At 46.7% G+C, this 21,917-nt stretch carries 18 protein-coding genes; 1 reads left to right on the plus strand and 17 read right to left on the minus strand.

Annotated elements, in window-relative coordinates; all coding sequences use genetic code 11:
• Window positions 1–108: 108 nt before the first annotated feature.
• From DXD11_RS10675 to DXD11_RS10755, 17 genes are all read right to left on the minus strand, one after another.
• Window positions 109–2,325, minus strand: a complete 2,217-nt coding sequence (locus tag DXD11_RS10675; RefSeq protein WP_118758365.1) for an RNA ligase — start codon at window positions 2,323–2,325, stop codon at window positions 109–111.
• A 353-nt stretch (window positions 2,326–2,678) separates the two neighbouring features.
• The gene (locus DXD11_RS10680; RefSeq protein ID WP_117550178.1) at window positions 2,679–4,772 is read right to left on the minus strand and encodes a glycoside hydrolase family 13 protein; all 2,094 of its coding nucleotides are present in this window, start codon (window positions 4,770–4,772) and stop codon (window positions 2,679–2,681) included.
• A 395-nt stretch (window positions 4,773–5,167) separates the two neighbouring features.
• A complete protein-coding gene (locus tag DXD11_RS10685; protein ID WP_117550176.1) occupies window positions 5,168–6,517 on the minus strand; it encodes an esterase/lipase family protein in 1,350 nt (449 codons plus the stop codon).
• A gap of 83 nt (window positions 6,518–6,600) precedes the next feature.
• On the minus strand, window positions 6,601–8,643 hold the full coding sequence (gene ftsH / locus DXD11_RS10690) for an ATP-dependent zinc metalloprotease FtsH (protein WP_117550173.1): 2,043 nt from the start codon (window positions 8,641–8,643) through the stop codon (window positions 6,601–6,603).
• Between the two features lie 23 nt (window positions 8,644–8,666).
• Window positions 8,667–9,188, minus strand: coding sequence for a hypoxanthine phosphoribosyltransferase (hpt, locus tag DXD11_RS10695; RefSeq protein ID WP_022216999.1), 522 nt, complete (start codon window positions 9,186–9,188; stop codon window positions 8,667–8,669).
• On the minus strand, window positions 9,185–10,645 hold the full coding sequence (tilS, locus tag DXD11_RS10700; protein WP_117550171.1) for a tRNA lysidine(34) synthetase TilS: 1,461 nt from the start codon (window positions 10,643–10,645) through the stop codon (window positions 9,185–9,187). The genes hpt and tilS overlap by 4 nt, the downstream gene beginning before the upstream one ends.
• Window positions 10,646–10,696: 51 nt before the next feature.
• Window positions 10,697–12,814 carry a SpoIIE family protein phosphatase gene (locus tag DXD11_RS10705; protein ID WP_242992654.1) on the minus strand — a complete coding sequence of 706 codons (2,118 nt, stop codon included), beginning with the start codon at window positions 12,812–12,814 and terminating at the stop codon, window positions 10,697–10,699.
• Between the two features lie 101 nt (window positions 12,815–12,915).
• Complete coding sequence (locus DXD11_RS10710; RefSeq protein WP_055145071.1) at window positions 12,916–13,236, minus strand: FtsB family cell division protein; 321 nt, start codon at window positions 13,234–13,236, stop codon at window positions 12,916–12,918.
• Between the two features lie 130 nt (window positions 13,237–13,366).
• Window positions 13,367–13,708 (minus strand): spore cortex biosynthesis protein YabQ, encoded by a 342-nt coding sequence (gene yabQ, locus DXD11_RS10715; RefSeq protein ID WP_055272162.1) that lies wholly within the window; start codon window positions 13,706–13,708, stop codon window positions 13,367–13,369.
• Window positions 13,708–13,980, minus strand: a complete 273-nt coding sequence (locus DXD11_RS10720) for a YabP/YqfC family sporulation protein (protein WP_055272159.1) — start codon at window positions 13,978–13,980, stop codon at window positions 13,708–13,710. The genes yabQ and DXD11_RS10720 overlap by 1 nt, the downstream gene beginning before the upstream one ends.
• Window positions 13,981–14,069: 89 nt before the next feature.
• Window positions 14,070–14,309, minus strand: a complete 240-nt coding sequence (locus DXD11_RS10725; protein ID WP_117550167.1) for an RNA-binding S4 domain-containing protein — start codon at window positions 14,307–14,309, stop codon at window positions 14,070–14,072.
• 16 nt (window positions 14,310–14,325) lie between these two features.
• A complete protein-coding gene (locus tag DXD11_RS10730) occupies window positions 14,326–14,598 on the minus strand; it encodes an HU family DNA-binding protein (protein ID WP_015534609.1) in 273 nt (90 codons plus the stop codon).
• Between the two features lie 188 nt (window positions 14,599–14,786).
• Window positions 14,787–15,332 carry a stage V sporulation protein T gene (gene spoVT, locus DXD11_RS10735; protein WP_117550165.1) on the minus strand — a complete coding sequence of 182 codons (546 nt, stop codon included), beginning with the start codon at window positions 15,330–15,332 and terminating at the stop codon, window positions 14,787–14,789.
• A 69-nt stretch (window positions 15,333–15,401) separates the two neighbouring features.
• Entirely contained in the window at window positions 15,402–17,276 is a 1,875-nt protein-coding gene (locus DXD11_RS10740; protein WP_118758366.1) for a hybrid sensor histidine kinase/response regulator, read from the minus strand.
• A 71-nt stretch (window positions 17,277–17,347) separates the two neighbouring features.
• The gene (locus DXD11_RS10745) at window positions 17,348–17,602 is read right to left on the minus strand and encodes a hypothetical protein (protein WP_117550161.1); all 255 of its coding nucleotides are present in this window, start codon (window positions 17,600–17,602) and stop codon (window positions 17,348–17,350) included.
• 37 nt (window positions 17,603–17,639) lie between these two features.
• Window positions 17,640–17,987, minus strand: coding sequence for an Hpt domain-containing protein (locus DXD11_RS10750; RefSeq protein ID WP_118758367.1), 348 nt, complete (start codon window positions 17,985–17,987; stop codon window positions 17,640–17,642).
• Window positions 17,984–19,093, minus strand: a complete 1,110-nt coding sequence (locus DXD11_RS10755) for an HD domain-containing phosphohydrolase (protein WP_118758368.1) — start codon at window positions 19,091–19,093, stop codon at window positions 17,984–17,986. The genes DXD11_RS10750 and DXD11_RS10755 overlap by 4 nt, the downstream gene beginning before the upstream one ends.
• A gap of 220 nt (window positions 19,094–19,313) precedes the next feature.
• Between DXD11_RS10755 and DXD11_RS10760 the strand changes: the two genes are divergently transcribed.
• A complete protein-coding gene (locus DXD11_RS10760; protein WP_118758369.1) occupies window positions 19,314–21,893 on the plus strand; it encodes a hybrid sensor histidine kinase/response regulator in 2,580 nt (859 codons plus the stop codon).
• The last annotated feature ends 24 nt before the right edge of the window (window positions 21,894–21,917 follow it).

The raw sequence follows: 21,917 nt of genomic DNA on the forward strand, positions 1-21,917 counted from the left end.
GCGTACCATGTAAATATATGCAGCAGCCTGGATAATTTTCTATGTCTGGCTGCTGCCATGATATAACATAACCCGTCAAACATTCACCGTGTTATCTCTTATGATCACCTATATCAGGCTATCGCCTTCCGCCTGCTTCATGTCATTATAAAACCATCTTCTAAGCGTGCATATATCCCTCGGAACATTTGCGGGATCCTCTGTATCGTGAAGCTTTCTCACCCACGCATAGTACTCATTTGCAAGAGGGGTGGTGAGTGCCGATGTCTTCTTGATATATCCGTTTCTGATAGCCTCATGGGATATTGTCCTCATAAACTTCCAGAAATTGTAGTATGCAAGCTTGAGTTTTGTCATATATCCGTCGCTGTCCTCGATGACAAACCCCTCTATGACTCTGCCGTTATACTCGTAATCATCCTCAAGGATATCATAATACCAGTCATAGAACTCCTGCCAGGTTGCAAGCTCGCAAGCCTTCTTCTTTGGTGTCAGGCCGAACCGGTGGGCTGTATCACACATCGCATCGTAATCATACTTTGCATAGTTTATCTGGTTGTAAACTATATCAAGCAGATACAGATTGCTCTCCGGGTACTCTATGATGTGAGGATCATGCTTCATATCAACACACTCAAATACAAATGTCACATTATTGTCCTTCGCAAACCGCTTCATATTCTCTATATTCTCCGGTGTCACCTTCTCATATATCATATTCTTCAGCCAGCCGGCGAATGGTCCCTCTATGGTGGATTTGCTCGCTATCAACAGATCGTCGTTGTACTCATCGTAGCTCACGAGTCCCAGGAAACCGTTCTCCTTGACATAGGCAGTCACTGGAAACTGCAGCTTATTCTGCAGCATATCAAACTTTGTCTCAGGGCGCTCATTGATATTAAAGAACTTGTCATACGCCCTCGCTGCGACTCTTCCCTTGAATGTGTCAATGTACAAGCCCCTTGCTCTTGTGGTCTGCTCATCCCACACCCTGTCATTGAATGCCTTGCTCGTGAAGTTGAATGACGAAATATTGCCAAATGTCTTCTCCTGTATGTACCTGTTCCCCCGCAAGGAGATGATCACATCTGCAACAGAGCTTGTGGTAACGGTCTGTTCCTCCTGTATCTCAGGTGCCTTGAACACATCGTTGTGGATCTCCACCTCATGGATTCCATCAGCATCCACCCGAACGCATCTGAGTTCCCCGCCATACTCGACTCTGCCCTCAAGGTTGAACACTCTGTCATTCACCCGCACCGGGAGCAGCTTGGTGTTCCTGTGTCCATGGATCTGATAGTAATTCGCCGGCATCTTCCCGTAGAATGTCTCTGCGATCTTCTCGAAATCATTGTAAGCTCCGACTCCATGTATCATCTGATCAGTTGCCACAAATGTGAGATTGTCGGGAATCACACTGAGTCCCGCATGGGTCACCAGATATACATTATCACCGTAGCTATAGTAAGCACACTGTCCAAACCTTCTGTAAAGCTTCCGCACCTCCTTCTTGTCGATTCCGGAAGCATCGAGGATTGGTCTTGTCACAAGCTCAAACTCCTTCGACCTGCCGGTGCAGTCATTTGCCCACAGCCACAGCCATCTCTCGTGATTGCCCTCAAGCATGAGAACATTCTTCCTGTCCGTGATAGATATCAGGAAATTTACAACCTCCGCATTCTCCACGCCTCTGTCGATATAATCACCTGTAAATATATAGAACTCATCATCCTTTATACCGCCATTGTCATCCAGATACTTCATCAGCGCTGTATAGCATCCGTGAACGTCCCCGATGTGATGGATCCTCTTATACTGGGAGAAATCCCTCTTCTTCATCCAGATGCTGTCAAGCTCGTCCGGCTTTATGACCGTGATTCCCGAAGGGATCTTTTGTGTGGCAAAGCGGGAGTACATCTTGTCAATAACGTCATCTGATACCCTCTTGAACTCTTCCCTCCCGGCATTTCTTCTCTTCACCTCTTCTATAGGTATATCTGTAAAATCTACACAATACATTCTGTATCTGTACGTCTCACACATATTCTTATATCTGTTCATCTCCGAAGTCTTGGAATTTGTGGCATCTATCACCGTAAATTCGCCCTTCTGCATGCGGATCTCAAGAAGGCTGAACAATGTCTTCCACACCGTACCATCATTGTTCTGACTGATTCCTCTCGTACCATCCACCTGCAGCACCGGACTCTGACAAAGCAGTCTGATGTCGTCCGCTGAAAGTGTGTATGGTTTTAATCCATTCTGCTCGATCCATGTAGATTTGCCACAACCGGCAGATCCCCTAAGCAAAAGCAATACTCTCATATTCTATCTGCCTCCTTCTTTACAATACTATTTTGTCCAATATACCCTATCTCCCTATATTTTTCACCCAACCTGTAGTTTAATCTATCTGTTTTCTAAATTGTGTTTCTTGGATGGTGTTTCTTGGATCGTTACAAAGTCATGGACAAACATAGAATTCGGCTCGCCGCAGATTTAGACGATAACACGGGCAAGCAATTCCATTTTCAATCCATTTTCTGTGCAAGCATTACTCTTGCAAATAAAAAAGCTCCCCGGCAAATGATTCTTTCAATAACATCATTCGTCCAAAGGAACTTTTTTATATTTTTATGTCATATATCTTTGTCTTGTATATCTTTGTCTTCCGGCCATCAGGCACGAACAAGCACCATCGCGCTCATCTTAGGGGCTTTGATCGTAAGTACGTTGTGCTCCACCATGAAATCCTGTGGCTCCAGCGTGTACCCCTCTTCATTTGTCAGCATGACTCTTCTGAGTATCGAGTGGTTGTACACACCTATCTGACGGATATGAAGCTTCAGATCCACATCCTCATAGTTGGTGTTCATGATGACTACCACCTGCTTGTTGTCCGTAAATCTTCCATAGCAAAGTATCTTATGTCCGCCATGGAGATATAATACCGAACCCGACTTAAGTGCCTCATACGACTTGTGTATCTTTATCATATCCTTGTGGAACTGTATAAGCTCCTGATCCTCGTGTCCCCATGGATAAGTTCTTCTGTTGTCTGGATCTGTCCATCCGCACACACCGGCCTCATCGCCATAGTATATGGTAGGAGCGCCCGGCCATGTCATCTGGAATACTACAGCCTGTCTGAATATACCCTTGTCCACGCCCTGATCAGCAGCATCCGCTCCCATGGTGTGAAGACGTCCGACCTTTCTGTTGGTTCTCGTGAGGAATCTGGAATGGTCGTGGTTGGACAGCTCATTCATGGACACGTCTATCGATGGTCTCAGGAATCTGGACATGTGATAGTTCATCGCGCCCTTGAACGCATCATAATTACCCAGAAGGTCACCGCGGAACTCGTCGCTGTGCTTCTCAACACCGCAGAGGAACCATGTGATAGGCTCCATGAACGCATCGTAGTTCATGACTGTATCCCACTGGTCGCCCTTCAGCCAGCTCTTCGGATCACCATAGTGCTCCGCCAGAATAATGGCATTCGGATTAGCCTCTTTTACATTTCTCCTGAACTCCCGCCAGAACTGGTGATTGTACTCAGGGGAATGTCCCAAATCCGCAGCCACATCAAGTCGCCATCCATCTGCATTATACGGAGGTGACACCCATTTCCTTGCTATCTTCATAATGTACTCAACCAGCTTCGGCGAGTCCTCATAGTTGAGCTTTGGAAGAGTGTCATGTCCCCACCAGCCATCATATGTTGTATTGTACGGCCATGCATTGTCATTGTAAAACTTGAAGAAAGTGTTGTAAGGGCTATCCTTCGATACAAACGCACCCTTCTCGTAGCCCTCCTGATTCTCGTATATACACTCCCTGTCCATCCATTTGTTGAATGAACCACAGTGGTTGAACACGCCATCCAGGATGACCTTCATGCCACGCTTGTGTATCTCCTCAACCAGCTCGGCAAAGAGCTGATTGCTAGCCTCAAGATTCTTTTTATTTGTAACTCTGTTGATATATCTCGACGACTGCTTGTTCTCAAGGCATCCGCCCGGAAGGCAGTCACCCTCATCGTCAACGATCCTTCCAAAATGAGGATCGACATAATCATAATCCTGTATATCATACTTATGGTTGGATGGTGATACGAATATAGGGTTCAGATATATTACATCCACTCCCAGATCCTGCAGATAATCAAGCTTATCCTTGACACCCTGGAGATCTCCGCCATAGAAACGTCCCACATCCATGATGCTCGGCCTCTGATTCCAGTCCTTTACCTGAACTGAACCGGTACCTATATATGCGTACTCATTATCCAGCACATCATTGGAAGTATCCCCGTTGCAGAACCTGTCCACAAATATCTGATAAAATACCGCACCCTTTGCCCACTCCGGTACCTTGAATCCCGGACATATCTCAAAGTCGTACTCTCTGTCGTTCTGCTTCGTAGGTCCCAGCTTGTCATAAAAGCATGTGACCCTTCCCGAATGTATCTCAAAATGATATCTTATGAATGGCAGACCTCCAGGTATCGTTGCCGTATAAAAGTCAAATATTCTGTTGGAACTCTCCTTTGTCATCTGTATCTTTTCTTCATTATATATAAGGAACACTTCATCCACATTATCGGCTGTAGTCCTGAATCTGACATTCACATCCTGATCCACATCCGGCTCCTGTGGGCTGACATAATATTTGCTTCCGTCCGCAAACAGTCCGCCTTTATTTAGTATGGGCTTTACATTATATACATAATCATGTATCTTCTGCCCATTGGTCTTCTTTTCCACCATACAATAAAATCTCCCTTGCACATACTCTTTTTTATATTAATACTTTTCGGGAGATTAGGCAACAAGATAAAACATATATTAGCTGCAAATATACAGCAGGAATCGCCTCATATCAGACCATCCTGCCCAATTTCTGTTTTAACCAAAAGTAAAAGAGACAGTCACCGAACGACTGTCTCTTTTGGAGAAGGTATTTTGTTACTTTTATGGGGTGTAGCCAAAACTATATAATGTATTGGGGGTTACAAATATTATTATATACAAATTCCGTCAAAAGTCTGCCCAAACATTTTTTTATTTGGCAAATGTCATTGTGCAATATCACAATACATTTCCTGAATATTACCTGATTTTTACTTTTTATTGTTCACATTAGACAAAACACCGGGCATTTTCTAAAAACCGCGTCTCTTCAGGTCACTCACAAGCTCCACATAAAATTCCCTCACATCAAATGTATCTATATTTTCCCTGTTCAGGTCTATCACGTCTCCGTGGGAGATTCCACGCCTGCCCTGAGGCTTCAGATATATGAAGTTTGAGCCCCATTTGAAAGATTCATATCCGACAAGTCCATCGTTCTCACCATCAAACTGCTTTACGAATGCATTGGTGGTGTTGAGCGGGAAGCGTCCGCCGGAAGGCTTCTTCATACATGAACCCGTGCTCTGTATGTATACCCCCTGCGGATCAGGGAGCTCTCTGTTCAGGTTTTCACACGCTGATGCCGTGAGATCCGTCACCGCAGCTATGAAGTCCGGGTTTGTGTCACCCAGCTTCTTGAGTGCAGAATTGTAGGCATTTGCCACGGTCTGCTGCTGTTTCTCCGGTATCTTGCCCAGAAGATAATCCGCAAATTCGCATCCCCTGTGCGGAGTGTTAATCGTTGTGAGTGATGCTACATAAGGGGCCATGCCGAGCTTCGATATGGCATATCTGCTGTCAAGGCCTCCCTTGGAATGGGCTATGATATTCACCTTTCCGCATCCTGTTTCCTTCAATATCTGCTGTATCCTGTCAGCTATCTCCCGTCCGGAGTCTGCCACAGATGCGGCGGACTGATGGTTTCCGTAGAATATGGTAGCTCCATTTGCCTCAAGCGCCGCAGGGATCCTGCCCCAGTAATTCAGATACCTGAAATCCCTGAAGAACACTCCGTGTACCATCAATATCGGGTATCTGGTGGCGCAGACCCGGTCCGCCTGTCTTGCCTTATCCCGTATCAGCTTCTCGTTCTCCAAGGCCGCCTCACCGGATGCCAGACTTATCAGCTTGCCAAGGACTATCAGATGTACCACCGGAATCCAACCGCACAGTATACCGATCACTCTCCACTTGATACCGAGCTGCCTGGATGACACATATATTCTTATTATTCCAACCCAGAATGTGACCGCCAGTACAGCCACCGCCGTGAGTATGTACAGAACCCAGTTCTTCCACGTCCATGCCCTGGCATCTATCACATGCACCAACATTAGTATCAGCACAGCCACAGACATGACCGTTGCCGCCAGGAAAGAATACAGATTCTCGCATCCCCTCTGACACCTTCTGATACCCTTAGACTGTATATTCTTCAGACCGAGAAGCGGCATCGCGGTCAGCAGTACATATACTGCTATGAACACCACAACTATAAGCGGCATGAGTGGTATATTCCACTCCGGACATCTTGTCAGCAGATATACATTTGCCAGCAGGAACGGTATCACCGCATTTATCCCTCTCTTTATTATCTTCATCCTTTGTTCTCCCTTCCGTCATATATCCAACATAAGCCAAATGCCCGCAAGAAAACTGCGGGCATCTGTATTGTCTTTATATATTACTGTTTGTCTGTCTGAGTCTCAGCTTTCTGCTCTGCAACAGCATTATCTACTGCATTTACATTCTCTGCTGTACTCTGCTCTGCACCGTTGCTCTGAACATCTGCATCTGCATCCTTAGCATCGTCTCTATCGAACAGTGCTTCAAACTCAGCTCCTGTTATTCTCTCCTTCTCAAGAAGAAGCTTTGCAGACTTGTGAAGAACATCCACATTCTGCTCCAGAATCTCATAAGCCTCCCTGTAACACTCGTCAACGATCCGCTTAACCTCCTCATCTATGACGGCGGCTATCTTTTCGCTGTATGGCTTGGTATGTCCAAGATTTTTCCCGAGGAATACCTCCTCCTGATCATCGCTCTCATAGTTGATAAATCCAAGATTTTCGGACATTCCATACTTCGTAACCATGGATCTTGCATAACCGCTGGCCATCTTGATATCCTGTGAAGCACCCGTGGTAAAATTGCCAAATATGATCTTCTCTGCAATTCTTCCGCCCATGCTAACTTTTATCTCGTTGAGCAAATGCGCTTTAGTAAGATATTCCTGATCACCCTGTGGAAGCGGCATGGTATATCCTCCGGCTCCGGTACCTGTAGGTATGATAGACACAATATGCACCGGGCCAACATATGGAAGGAGATGGAACAGTATCGCATGTCCCGACTCGTGATATGCCGTGATTTTACGATCTTCCTCGGAGACCACATGGCTCCTCTTCTCACCACCGACTCCAACCTTGATATATGATTTGTCGACATCTTCCTTATTGATATATTCCCTGCCGGCCTTCGCAGCAGAGATCGCAGCCTCATTCATCAGGTTCTCAAGATCAGCTCCCGAAAATCCGGCTGTTGTTCTGGAGATCTCGTTGAGATCAACATCTTCTGCCAGAGGCTTGTTCGCAACATGAAGCTTGAGGATTTCCTCTCTGCCCTTGATATCAGGAGGATTGACAGATATCTTTCTGTCAAAACGTCCCGGACGGAGGATCGCTTTATCCAGTATGTCCACACGGTTGGTAGCTGCAAGAACTATGATTCCCTCATTCGCTCCGAATCCATCCATCTCTACAAGGAGCTGGTTCAGAGTCTGCTCACGCTCGTCATGTCCACCGCCAAGTCCTGTACCTCTCTGTCTGGCAACAGCATCGATCTCATCTATAAATACGATACATGGTGCATTCTTCTTTGCCTGTGCAAAAAGATCTCTCACTCTCGCTGCACCGACACCGACGAACATCTCCACGAAGTCTGATCCTGAAATACTGAAGAACGGAACCCCCGCCTCTCCTGCTATGGCCTTTGCCATGAGTGTCTTACCTGTTCCAGGAGGGCCGACAAGAAGAACTCCCTTCGGTATACGTGCACCGACCTTGATGAATCTGCCTGGGTTCTTGAGGAAGCACACTATCTCTTCGAGATCCTCTTTCTCCTCACTGAGACCGGCAACATCGTCAAATGTTATTTTCTTCTTATTATTTTTCTTATCTTCCTTCTCTTTCTCATCAGGCTCTGTCATTTTCGCCCTGCTCTTGCCAAAGTTCATCATCTGGCCTCCACCGCCCTGTGATGATCTCACGAACAGCAGCATGACAAAGAACATGACGATCATGACAAGGGCATACGGAATTATCACACTCCATATGCTCGTCTTCTCCACATCGTTCAGGCTGCATCTGGCAACGACCTTCTTATCGTCATCCGAGCTTACGGTCGCATTATACTTGTCCACACTTGCCTGATAGTCGTTATAAATCTTCACGACATCATTGACATCTGTGGAATAAAATGCAAGAGTCTTTCCGTTGGTGAACTGCACCTGAACTATCGCCGTAGGAATCTCTGCATTTGGCTGTATCGACAATGCCAATATCTTGCCATCATCCAAATCCTCTGTCAGATCTGTGTAACTGTAAGTGGTGGTCACTTCAATCTTGTCGCTCTGCATCCATCTGTTTATGAGGATGAAAGCAACTATCAGGATCAACAGATAGATTATCATTCCATTCCTGAATTTTCTCTTATCCATATTTTCCATGTATATGCTCCTTAATCAATATATTACTGCTCTATGACACCTATATATGGAAGGTTTCTGTACTTCTGGGCACAGTCAAGGCCGTATCCCACAACAAATCTGTCAGGGATCTCAAAACCTGTCATATACAGCTCAACCGGGATAACTCTTCTGTCCGGCTTGTCAAGCAGGGTCACAACCTCAAGGCTTGCAGGCTTTCTCTCGCCGAGAAGCTTCACAAGGTATGAAAGGGTTCTTCCCGAATCAAGAATGTCCTCCACGATGATTACATCCTTTCCCTCTATAGACTCATCAAGGTCCTTGTTCAGCTTGACAATACCTGATGACTTTGTTCCATCGCCATAGCTGCTCACAGACATGAAGTCCATGGTGACCGGACTCTTCATTCTCTTCGCAAGCTCACACATGAAGAACACGCTTCCCTTAAGGATTCCGATCAAATGTATCGTCTTTCCCTCATATGCCTTATCTATGGCTGCTGCCATCTCGCTTATTCTGTTTTCCACCTCACTGCTGCTGAGCATAACACCAATCTGTTCTTTCAACTCTGTTTCCTCCTGTTAAAATTCAACTCAATTATCTTTTGTGTATCTTCTGTCACTTTATAATTCTCGCCAATCCTGAGTCCCACGGCCCACACGACCTCCTGCCCGGATGTCACAAGTGGAATATGACGCCGCTTGTCCACCGGTATCTTACAGTCAGTATACAGACGGTTGAGCTTCTTTCTCGAGCCCGCAGAATTAACGACTATATAATCCCCGTTTTCAAATGTCCGCAACTGCAGACACTGTTTTATTTTACCATAATCAAGAAACTTCGTACACTCTTTTTTTGCAAGATCAAGGGCTTCAGGTCTGTCGTAGATCCTGACCGTAAGCCTTCCCTCACACAGCTCATACTCACCATCACAGGTGATGTCTATGTCCACGCAGCCCGGCAGCCCGCCATCCTGACAGCTCTGGTCACCGGCGCGGTTCTCACCGCCGGCAAATACCAGTCTGCCGTACTCCAGCCACACCCTCGCACCGGCAGGAAGATTGATCCCCGCCCCGGTGTCAGCCGAGTACAGCTTCGTAACCTCCGACACATGGCTCATGCCGATATCCTTCAGGCCTCCGCACACCATTCCGATGAGCTTTCTTATGACAAGCTCCTGCACGAGCCTGTCCTGCTCCTTGAGAGCCGCCATGTCCAGCTCATATCTCCGGTCAGTGCTGTCTCCGGTCCAGCCACAGCCTTCACTTCTGACATCAATTCCCTGTCCCGTCAGGAAATCATCAACCAGTCCGGCAGCAAGCCGCTCGTAATCAGCCGCCATCATGGCCATCTGGCAAATGTGCTCCGTGGCCTGTCCATTTATCTCATTCATAAGAGGAAGTATCCTGTGTCTTATCTTGTTCCTGGTGTAATCATCCTCATTGTTGGTGGCATCCGTACAGTATCTGATCCCCTGCCGGTCAAGATATTCCTCTATGTGGCTCCTGTCGCTCCCAAGAAGCGGTCTCACTATGTGATCCCTCACCGGGGCTATACCCTTTATGCCGCCCATTCCGGTTCCCCTCGCCATGTTGAACAGAACCGTCTCAGCCACATCGTTGCGGTTGTGGGCGACTGCGATCACACAGCCCTCATCCGCATATCTGGCACGCATCCTGTCAAATGCATCATATCTTGCATGGCGTCCGGCCTCCTCCACGGTCTGTCCGGCCTGCTCCGCAAGCTTCCTGACATCGATCCTGTAAGAGTCGCATGTGACACCATATTCACCACACAAAGTCTCAACGTAGCTCTGGTCACCATCCGCAGCCTCACCGCGTATCATGTGATTTATGTGTACAACGTGTATATCTATTCCCAGCTCCGCCCTGTGCCTTGCCAGCACCGTGAGCAGGCTCACCGAATCCGCGCCGCCGGACACACCGCACACGCAGTGACTTATACCATCAAACATGTGGTATTTTCTTATATACTCAAGAACATTTTTTTCAAATACATCCATACATTTATCCTTCTGTAAATATCATAATTTCATATTATAGCATAGAGTTACTCAGGCTGCGCTACTTTTCTCAGATCCTGATATCACCGCCGCCATGACCGTCACGTCATCCCGAAGCGACACATCCCCCTGTCCTATCATGGCGCCCAGTATATCATCGACCATCCGTCTGCTGTCACCCACTCTTATTCCCTTGAGCACATCCTGCATGTGATCGGACACATCCATATCCGAGAGCCCATCGCTTACCATGACCACGGCATCCCCCGCCGCAAGTTTCTCATCCGCCATGTCGCACTCGGCATCGTCCAGCACGCCCACGGGAAGAGTAGTGCTCGTTATCTGGCGGACCTCATTTCCATCATCGCCCGGGCGTATCACATAGGTCACCGACGCCCCCTGCTTGAAGCTCCTCATGGTGCCGTCGTACATGTCTATGACCACCATATCAAATGTCGTGAATATTCTGCCCTTATTTCTTCTGGACATACATCGATTGGCAAATGCAATGCTGTACTCCGGGGTAAATCCCGCCTCCAGCAGCTCCTCCATTGTGTCCAGCATCATGCAGCTCTCGCAGGAGGCCAGGCTTCCGCTTCCCATGCCGTCAGACAGCATCATCACCAGCCTGCCATCCTCATACTCCTTCACCGAGAAATTATCCCCCGACACCGGAGAGCCATATTTCTTTATCCTTCTGACATGGTAACGCCCCTTGTAACGCGCCGCCTCCTCGTACACGGCAGATCTATACTCATCGAAGAAAAGGCTCGGCGAATCCATGCCCGCCCTTATATTCTTCCTGAAGTACCCACTCAGTACATCAGCCACCTGTCTTGACAGCACCATGCCCTGACCTGACGTTTTTCCCGCCACATAGTATCGGCTCCTGTTGCCACTGTCCATGGATGCCGTGACCCTGACCTCGTCCATCCCCAGCGATCTTATCTGCCCCAGCAGCTTTTCATCGGATATCTCCCTCGCCTCACCTATCAGATCTATCTGTCTCCTGAAGCCATCCACGAGCTCGCCGATCTGTCCCAAGCTTATCGCCGGCTCATCGCTCCCGGCAAATGTATAATCGAGCCGTCTAAACACATTTGCCATATCTTCTATCTTGCAGGCCGTGAGTCTGTTAATCTCCGCAGCGGCCGCCTGAAGACACGCCGGATCTGTCTCCTCGTCCATGGCGCCCAGCAGAGCACCAGGTATACACGCGAACAATACGACCGGAACGGCGATATTTATATAGTAAAATGCGATCTCCCGCCCAGAGCCGTTCCACAGCACTGTCCCATCCGCCACGGAGGCAAGAACGCATCCCAGAACATAGAACAGACTTGCAGACACCTTTCTTCTCCCAGTGAGTGCCCGGCCTATGAGCATGACCAGCGTCACAAGGAGCATCCACATGAGCCACCTGCTGTCATTCAGCTTGACCGACACGATGCTTCCCGCCACCGCCGCCATTCCGCATCCGTACACCGCTCCAGTTCTATACACCGCGTACAATATCAGAACTAGAGCCAGCATAAATGCCGGATTCACACCGTAGATATCCTCACCCGGAACAACCCACAGAACGACCGCCGCCAGCGCCATGAGGCTCACTATGCCCTGACTTACATTCCAGCTCTCATCCCTCTCCACATCCGAGGCATCCCCGCAGATATATGTATATAGAAGTCCAATCCCCGGTTTCAGTATCACACTGGCACACATGAATATCGCAGCCTCCACCACTCCATAAGCGGCAGCCATAAGCATGTTATCCGCATATACCACTATGTTTCCCATAAGCACGGCAGCCGACATGACGACGATCACCCTGACATACGATCTGGAATTTCTGGAGTACACGATCTTCATAAGACACATCGCAAGTCCCAGCAGCACCAGATATTTCTCCGTCACCATCACACCGGAATACACAGGTCCCGGTATCATATACTCATCTGCGTGCAACAGCCCTGCTATGCCCATAGATCCGGCTGCGACTCCCGCCGCACACCCGATGCAGGTTATCATGTATCTCCCACACACCGCACAGGCCGCCACATACACAGCCAGAACCACCGGGGCTATCCCCCAGACCATGCATAAGCCGCTGACCATACACAGAATAGCCACCGCCATCACTCCGACGAACCCATTTACCTTTTCTCTCATCAACACTTTCCCGCCTTCCTGTTCATAGTGACAAGAAGTATATCCGTCAAATGCGCAAAAAAATAGCGAATGCTGAAATCAGCATCCGCTATGTTCTGACTTTATTCCTCCGGCTTTACCACGATTTCGTCAGGATATATGAGACCGAGCTGTGATCTGGCCACATCCTCAACATACTCATCTGTCTGCATATATTTCTCACGCTCTTCAAGCTTCTTATAATCTTCCTTCGCACTGTCAAGCTGTTCCTGAAGCTCCGCCGCCTGAACCTGCAGGCTCTCCTTCTGTGCTTTCAGGCTCTGTGCTTTGTACAGTACAACCACTGCCAGCAATATCAGACAGCTCACAACCAGAACCATTCCAAGCTTCGTTGTGATCTTGTTATTCTTTTTTGACTTTGATCTGCCGACCGTCTTACTCATTAGAAACTCCCCATTCATTACTTTATTACTTGTCTTTTCTTGTAATAATATACAAAAAGTTCGTAGCCAAACGAACATATTGACATAATTTTACTATTTAAGACTAATTATGTCAACGCACTTTTCGCCGTCACATTTTCACATTTTTTGAATCTTGTTTTTTCTTACACAATATATGGTTTGCAATTTTCGAAGCAGCCCAATTTATAGTAAAAAATACAAGTAAAAAACTTGAAAAAAATCCTAAAAAAATATATAGTCTCAGATCTCCGTCACAGCATATGTAACTGACCGCCATAACTACTACACTTAATATCAACCAAAGTGTAATATCGCATATCCACGCCACCGCACGGCTGTTCCTAAAGAGCTTTGAGATGAACCAGAACAGCGATCCCAGTACACCTGAGCACGCTCCGGCTGCAACACTTATCCCATATCCCCAGAGCTGCCCTGCCGCCATATCGCTCATCACTTGAACAACCCCTTTATAGAAAAAGCACCTTCCTTGTCACCCGAATATATCATGGAGTTGATATTTCCTGTGAGATCCAGTATTCCCTTGTCAAGGTCCAGATTTGTCGCCTGCATATTCTTGCCTATTATCTTGAGTTTCCCCTGCTCGGTCACCAGCAGAACCAGATCAGGATCTATGGATGTGACCTTGCTGATCCCTGTCATGGACAGACTGTTCCTGTTGTCCATGACCACCTTGTGGGTTTTTGCCTTATTAACTTCCCCCATGTTCAGAAACCTTCTCAAGCTATTTAATAAACTATATGAGCCCACAAAAAAAATATGCCGGAATACACTATGTATATTCCGGCATATTTTTACACATACTCAAACATATCCTTGGCATCTTCCTTTTTAGTGGAATCTGCAATCATTGTAACTCTGACCTTCACCGTCTTGTTGCCAAATGCTATCTCGATAACATCTCCAACCTTGACATCGGTTCCGGCCTTAGCCACTTTGTCGTTGACCATGACTCTTCCGGCATCGCATGCCTCGTTCGCCACGGTTCTTCTCTTGATGATCCTGGATACCTTAAGATATTTATCAAGTCTCATATCAAACCCTTAAAGATTAGTTGATTGAATCCTTTAATGCCTTTCCAGCCTTGAACTTAGGTGCCTTTGAAGCAGCGATAGTCATTGTCTCGCCAGTTCTTGGGTTTCTACCCTCTCTAGCTGGTCTCTCTGATACCTCGAATGTACCAAATCCAACTAACTGAATCTTCTCACCTTTCTTTAACTCATCTGCTACAACGTCTGTGAAAGCCTTTAATGCTGCCTCAGCGTCCTTCTTTGATAATTCTGTCTTCTCAGCGATTGCTGCAACTAATTCTGTCTTATTCATTAGATAATTCCTCCTTTAAAAAAATAAATGCTCTCTGTCATCCGCCTGCTACCCGCAAAAGCAGAAAACTCTGAGCTCAACATGTATAGTTATACCTAAAATGGTTATATTTGTCAAGGAAAATAAGGGATTTCGAGGCCGAAACCCCTTGATTTTACTCACTTTTTGCCAAATTCTTGCATTACCGGCTACCCTTCCATCTGTTTGCCCAAAAATGCCGCCGCGATCACCGCTGCTTTTTGCTCTATCTCTCCTATTCTGTGTCCGCTGTCACGCACTATCACGATGACAGAGCCCACTGCATCGCCCTCTGATATAATGGTCTGCACCACCTGTCCATCGTAATCCAGGTCGTCTGTGGTTATGTGTATGAACTTCGCATCGCCTTTGCGGGCAACTATCGCTTTCCTGTCGTTTATCACGCTCTCAAGCTCACTGTGAAGCTCCTTGCCCATCAGCTCCCTCTTAGGCATCCCCGCCACCGCTATGACAGAATCACGATCCGTGATAGCCACGGGAAGCCCAAGGCTCTGGGATATGGCCTCCACATACTGCTGTGCAAATGCAGTCAGATCAGCCATGGGCGAATACTTCTTGAGAACGATCTCGCCCTCCTTGCCGGTAAATATCTCCAGTGGATCCCCCTCTCTTATCCTGAGGACCTTTCTTATCTCCTTCGGGACGACTATCCTTCCGAGATCGTCTATTCTTCTCACTATTCCTGTCGCCTTCATAAACAGTATCAACCCTCCATTGCATGTTAAATAATTGCTTTGGAGTTATTATGTGGAAAATCATCAAAATTATTCTTCCATGATCCCGGCCAGCGTCATCTTTAGATCCGCTGCGCTTATCGGCTTTGCTATGTGTCCGTTCATGCCCGCTTCAAATGCTTTCTTACGGTCTTCGTTGAACGCATTCGCGGTCATGGCGATTATAGGTATATCTGCAAGCCGTTTGTCGTCAAGCTTTCGTATGAGCATGGTTGCCTTGTAGCCGTCCATGTTCGGCATCTGTATATCCATGAGAATGAGATCGTAGTATTCAGGCTCCGCTTTCTCCAGCATGTCTATACACTGGATTCCGTCTGCAGCGTGGTCGACCTCCATGCCTGCGCCGGCAAGTATGGTCATGGCTATCTCCGCATTCAGGTCGTTATCCTCCGCCAGGAGTATTCTTCTGCCCTCAAATGAATAATCTTCATTGCGTTTCGAGACCGCACCTATGTCAGTTATCTCCTCCGATATTCTGTGTGTGAGCGTCACGGTAAATGTGGTTCCCTTGCCCGGCTCACTCTGTACGTCTATATCTCCGCCCATGAGATCGACTATCTTCTTGACTATCGCCATGCCGAGTCCTGTTCCGAACTGTCCACTCTCCGTAGATGTCTGCTCCCTGCTGAAATCCTCAAATATGTGCTCCAGGAAATCCTCTGACATTCCGATTCCCGTGTCGCTCACCATCGTGCGGATCTTCACATAGCCGTCCCTGTCGCACGGAAGCTCGTCTATATTCACGGTAACGCTGTCCCCCGGAAGAGAATATTTGTATGCGTTGTTGATGATGTTCATAAGTATCTCTTTCAGTTTCACAACATCACACTGTATATTATTGTGCTGGGCATTCACATTCCATGTAAAGTCTATGTTCTTCTCCTTCATCTGGCTCTCAAACAGCCAGTACACCGAATCAAGACTTTTGAGTGATATACTGCTCTCGTCCAGTTCTGTCTTGCCACTCTCTATCCTCGCCATTTCCAATACATTGTTGATAAGAGACAACAGATAATCACTTGATGATCTGATCTTGGCTATATAATCGCGCGCCTTGTCCTGGTCGGACAGGTTGTCATTCAGAAGGTCTGTGAAGCCTATTATCGCGTTCATAGGGGTTCTTATATCATGAGACATGGAGTTGAGGAACACCGTCTTGGCGTTGTTAGCCTTATTCGCCATATCCAGGGCATTCTCCAGATCGTGGTTGGCCTTCTCGATAACCTCAAGCTTCTCAATCTTTCTGATATCCTCCATGCAGAGCTCTATATACACGAACATCGCCGAAAGCGTCAGTCCAGCCAGAACATAAGAACCACCCGCAACAATCTGCAACACTGAACATATAAGCGCAGGTATGAGTGCTATAGTTATGATGACGGCAGATCTCTTCTCTCTTCTGGTAATGGAATATACTATCGCACTGACGAGTGTCACAAATACATAGGTATATGGAAGTACCACCTGAAGTGCGAACAATGCTCCTCTGCGATACATGCCCGTATCATCCACGTAGAAAAGCCAGCCTGTCCACCACGAGACCACACACAGCACAATCATCAGAACAAGCGGAATACTGCGCAATACCCGTATTATCTTTTTTTCCACAAATAATGAATTCTGTATGCTCTCGAAAAAATAAAACCATTCATATGTCACAAATGTCTCTGCGATCATGAATCCGCAATTCAACACAAAAACCACCGTGGCCGGCATACGCACCAGTCCTGCGTCAACCATTCTTACAGGTATATTTATTATCTGGAAAGCAATTACTCCGAATACAAAATGAGAAAACGATCTTATGATCTTATTATTTCTTTGATTAAGACATCTCACACCTATATAGAGCATGATTATCAGTATGGTGTATTCACACATCATCGTCTGCAAGTGCTGTGTCATATTTATCCCCCCCTTAGCGCAATACGCTGAATTCTCTGTTATGACTGCTCCATACCTCGTAGAGCATTTCCTCAAACTTTCCTATGTTCACCGGCTTGGACAGATATCCCTTCATCCTTGCCCTTGGTAGCATTGAACTCATCAACCAGATTGTCAAATATTGCCTGCTGGGTTCCATTGTAGTAATGCCATATCTTCAGTGATACCGGATGATCTGGATCAAGATTCACATTCTTCGCTGTATCGCCGTCTGAGTCACCACAACCAGCAAGCATACTCACGACCATAACGGCCGCCATCATTCTGGCAATAGTCCTCTTCTTCATCTTATAAGTCCCCTCTCTTTTCTCACACTACAATGATCTATTCAACACTCTTAAGAGCATTTACAGTTATCTTATACTGCTCACTGACCTTCTCATACAAAGCCTCATATCCATCAAGCTCTCTCCCCCTGAGCTTCTCTGTCAGATTCGAGCTCACTGTATACAGATTCTTAAGTCCAAGGTTCAGACATATCCCCTTCAGTGTATGTGCTGCCCTGAATGCCTTCTCAGCATTCTTCTCCGTAATAGCCTCTGTCAGTTCATTGTAGCTTCCATCATCTATAAACTTAAGTGCGAATCTCTGTATAAGGCTCTCACTGCCAAGTCTGCCAAGTACATCCTCAAAATCTGCTCCTATTGTATCATAACACTCTCTGATGTTCATATCTGGTTCTCCTTCTTCATCTCATATCTGCACACAAGCTCTTCAAATTCCTGTCTGGACTCCTTGAAGCACTCTATAAGTCTCGGTGAAAATGTTCCACACTCTCCATCAAGTATCATCTGATATGCCTTGCCCTTCTCTATAGCCTTCTTGTATACCCTGTCACTCACAAGAGCGTCATACACATCCGCTATGGACACAAGCTGTGCCGATATCGGTATATCCTCACCGGCCAGTCCGTCAGGATAGCCCTTTCCATCATATCTCTCATGATGGTGGCGGCATATCTCATAGCTGATCTTCTCGTATTCCTCACTCCACGTGCCTGCAATCTGTGTAAGTATCTCACAGCCCTTTGTCGTGTGGGTCTTCATATATTCAAACTCTTCATCTGTAAGCCTGCCCGGCTTCAGGAGCACACTGTCCTTGATGGCTATCTTGCCTATGTCATGAAGTGGACTGGCTGCAACTATTACAGCTATCTTCTCCGGTGTAAGGCCGTACTCCGGATATTTCTCCGCAGCCTTCTCTGCAAGTATATTGGTAAATTCCTTTACCCTCTTGATGTGCTCACCGCTCTCAAGATTTCTGTATTCAACAACCGTGCCTAAAACGTCCACTATCTTCTCATTGGTCTCACGTATCTGCTCTGCCTGAGCCTGAAACAGTTTGTTCTTCTCCTCCAGCTCTCTTGTCTGCAGTCTGACTTTATCCTCCAGATGATTCTTATACATGAACAGATCCACGGTATTCTTGACCCTGCGTCTGACTGTCACACTGTCAAATGGCTTTCTGACGAAATCCGTAACCCCCATTTCAAGACACTTTACCTCAACATCCCTAGCAGATTCCGCACTTATGACTATTACCGGTATCCTGTCAAGCAGTCCGTGTTCTCTCATGTAATCAAGCACCGCGTATCCATCGACATTCGGCATGATCAGATCAAGGAGCATCGCTGTTATCCCTTCACTCTCAGACTTCAGTATGTCTATGGTCTGCATACCATCAGCAGCCTGAATCACTTCATACTTATCACCAAGTGCAACTGCAAGTATCTCTCTATTCAGCTCAATGTCATCGACTATCAATACTTTTTCTCTCATTTAATTAACTCCTCAACATAGTATTTTTAATGTCCCAGAAAAAATATGTTAAAGCTTTACAATCACCCACAATAATTTTATAATTCCTAAACAATATTGTCTATGGAATTAATTGCCATTAATATAGATTTTTTCTCTCAAAATAGGTAAAATTGTCTTAAAAACAGAGCTTTATATATTAATATATCAAAAACCTACACACATAAAGGGGGGGTATTTTATGGATAATTTTGTTATATTACAGCAGATGGTTGCCATTGACAGAGCTCAGAACCGTTTTGAACTCCGGGCATCCATACAGACTCTGCTCCGTATCATCGGAAGTTGCACTTCGTCAGAACGAGTTTATATTTTTGACTGGGATGAGACTGACAACGTATTCCGCAACTCATATGAGTGGTGCGGTGACAATGTGCAGCCATGGATTGACAATCTTCAGTCCGTGGATTCCGCCGACATGCCTTACTGGCTGGAATCATTTGAGCGCGGCGACAGTATAATCATAGATAACGTGGAGGATGTGAAGGATCTCATGCCTTCCGAGTATCAGCTTCTGGTCATGCAGAATATCCACTCTGAGATAGCATTTCCTATCTTCTATAAGGACCAGCTCAAAGGCTTTATCGGTGTGGACAATCCCCACATAGAGAGTTCGGAATCCTTTATAAGTCTGCTTGGGGTTGTGGGCGGTCATCTCGGAAATGTACGGGAGACTCTCAGAATGACCGAGCTTCTTGAGCAGCGCAATAATTCACTCGAAAAGAGCCTGTCGGATCTGAACCGTGAAAGGATGTTCATGTCAGTCCTGTGCACAGACTACATATCCGTCTACTGCGTTGATCTTCAGAATGATTCCCTCGAGCCTTTAAAGCTTGACCCGGTGGCAAACGCTGCCCACATATACGACATCAAAGCCGGGAAAGCATTCTGCTACTCAGAGCTGATCAGACAGTATTATGAAAAATATGTCATCAAAGAATCTGCCCCAGACTTCACAGAAATCCTCAGCGCAGAGCATATACAGAATCATCTTGCCTCTCACCCTAAGCTCTCTTACAGATACCGGGTGACTCCGAACGCAGCGGGTCAGGAAAACTTTGAGGCAGAGATATTCCCTTTTTCAGCGGCCTCAGCTTCAAGGGTGCTGATTGGCTTCAAGCAGATAGACGAGCTTGTGAGCTTTGAACAAAATTCGAGGAGACAGCTGCAGGAGGCACTTGACGAGGCTAACCTGAACAACGAGATCATATCCGCCATAAGCAAGATCTACTTCTCAATATACAGGATAGATCTTACACAGGACATGTACGAGGAGGTGTCCAGTGATAACAAGGTACACAAACTTACAGGCCGCATGGGAAGAGCTTCCTCCAAGATGAAGGAGCTGTGTCACCGCTTCGTCGTTCCCGAATATCAGGACAAGATACTTGATTTCTTCGATCTGTCGACCATCGCAGAGCGTCTCCACACAGACGAGACCATAGCCATGGATTATCTCGCCAACGACGGCAACTGGCACTCGGCAAGATTTATTGTAAAAAAGCGAGATGCTCTCGGCAACGTGACCAGCATACTGTATGCAACAAGGCTTATCAGCGAACAAAAGAGACGTGAACAGAACTGGATGCTCCTGGCAGAGGAAGCCAACAAGGCCAATGAGGCAAAGTCCGAGTTCCTGTCCAAGATGGCTCACGATATAAGAACACCTCTGAATGCCGTAATGGGATTTGCCGACATAGCAAAGCGATCACTAGGCGATCCAAGCAAGATGGACGACTGTCTGGGCAAGCTCAGGACGTCCGGGGCTTATATAGAACAGCTCATCAGCAACATCCTTGACATAACGAATCTGGAAAACGGCAGACAACAGCTTAAGCCTTGTGAAACATCTGTATCCGAGCTGTGTCATACTCTGAACATGGTTTTCGATCAGGCTCTCATGAACGACGGACTCAATATAACCTTCAACTGTCACGATATATATCACGACTACATCCTGGCCGATGGACTCAAGCTGAAACAGATCTACTCTAACCTGCTGTCTAACTCCATCAAGTTCACACCTGGTCATGGCGACGTTGGATTTGAATTATATGAGGAAAATATACCAGGCTCCGATAAGATACGTCTCGTCGCCAGAATAAGCGACACGGGAATTGGAATAAAGCCTGAATATCAGGCGAGCATGTTCAACAAATTCTCCCGCGAGACAGACACCAGGATCAGCAAAGTGCGCGGAAGCGGTCTGGGGCTCGCCATAGTAAAGGAGCTTGTGGATCTAATGCAGGGTACCATCACAGTACAGAGCAATCCGGGTGGTGGAACTATCATCGAGGTAAGCATCGACGTCCCTTATATCATAAAGGATGATCTGTGGTCTGGACAATCCGGTGATAGCAGCGACGCAGAATCCTTGTGTGCAGGAATGCACCTTCTGGTGGCAGAGGATAACGAACTCAACTATGAGGTCGTGTCTGAACTTCTGGGTGTGAATGGTATTTCCTGTGAGCGCGCTGAGGACGGCTCCGTGTGCGTTGACATGTTCTCCACATCTGCTGCCGGAACCTACGACGGTATCCTTATGGATCTTCAGATGCCTGTGATGGATGGAATCTCGGCGTCCTACGCCATAAGAAAGCTCGAGCATCCGAATGCACAGAACATTCCTATCATCGCCATCACCGCCAACACATTTGCTAAAGATCTCGAAAGATGCCGTCTGGCAGGCATGAACGAACACCTGTCAAAGCCGCTGAACATAAGGCAGCTTATAAGCATCCTCTCAAAATTCAAGAAATAAAAAAGTCAAGAAATAAAAAAGTCC

The organism is Coprococcus sp. TF11-13 (assembly GCF_003481085.1).
Taxonomy (GTDB): Bacteria; Bacillota; Clostridia; order Lachnospirales; family Lachnospiraceae; genus Coprococcus; species Coprococcus aceti.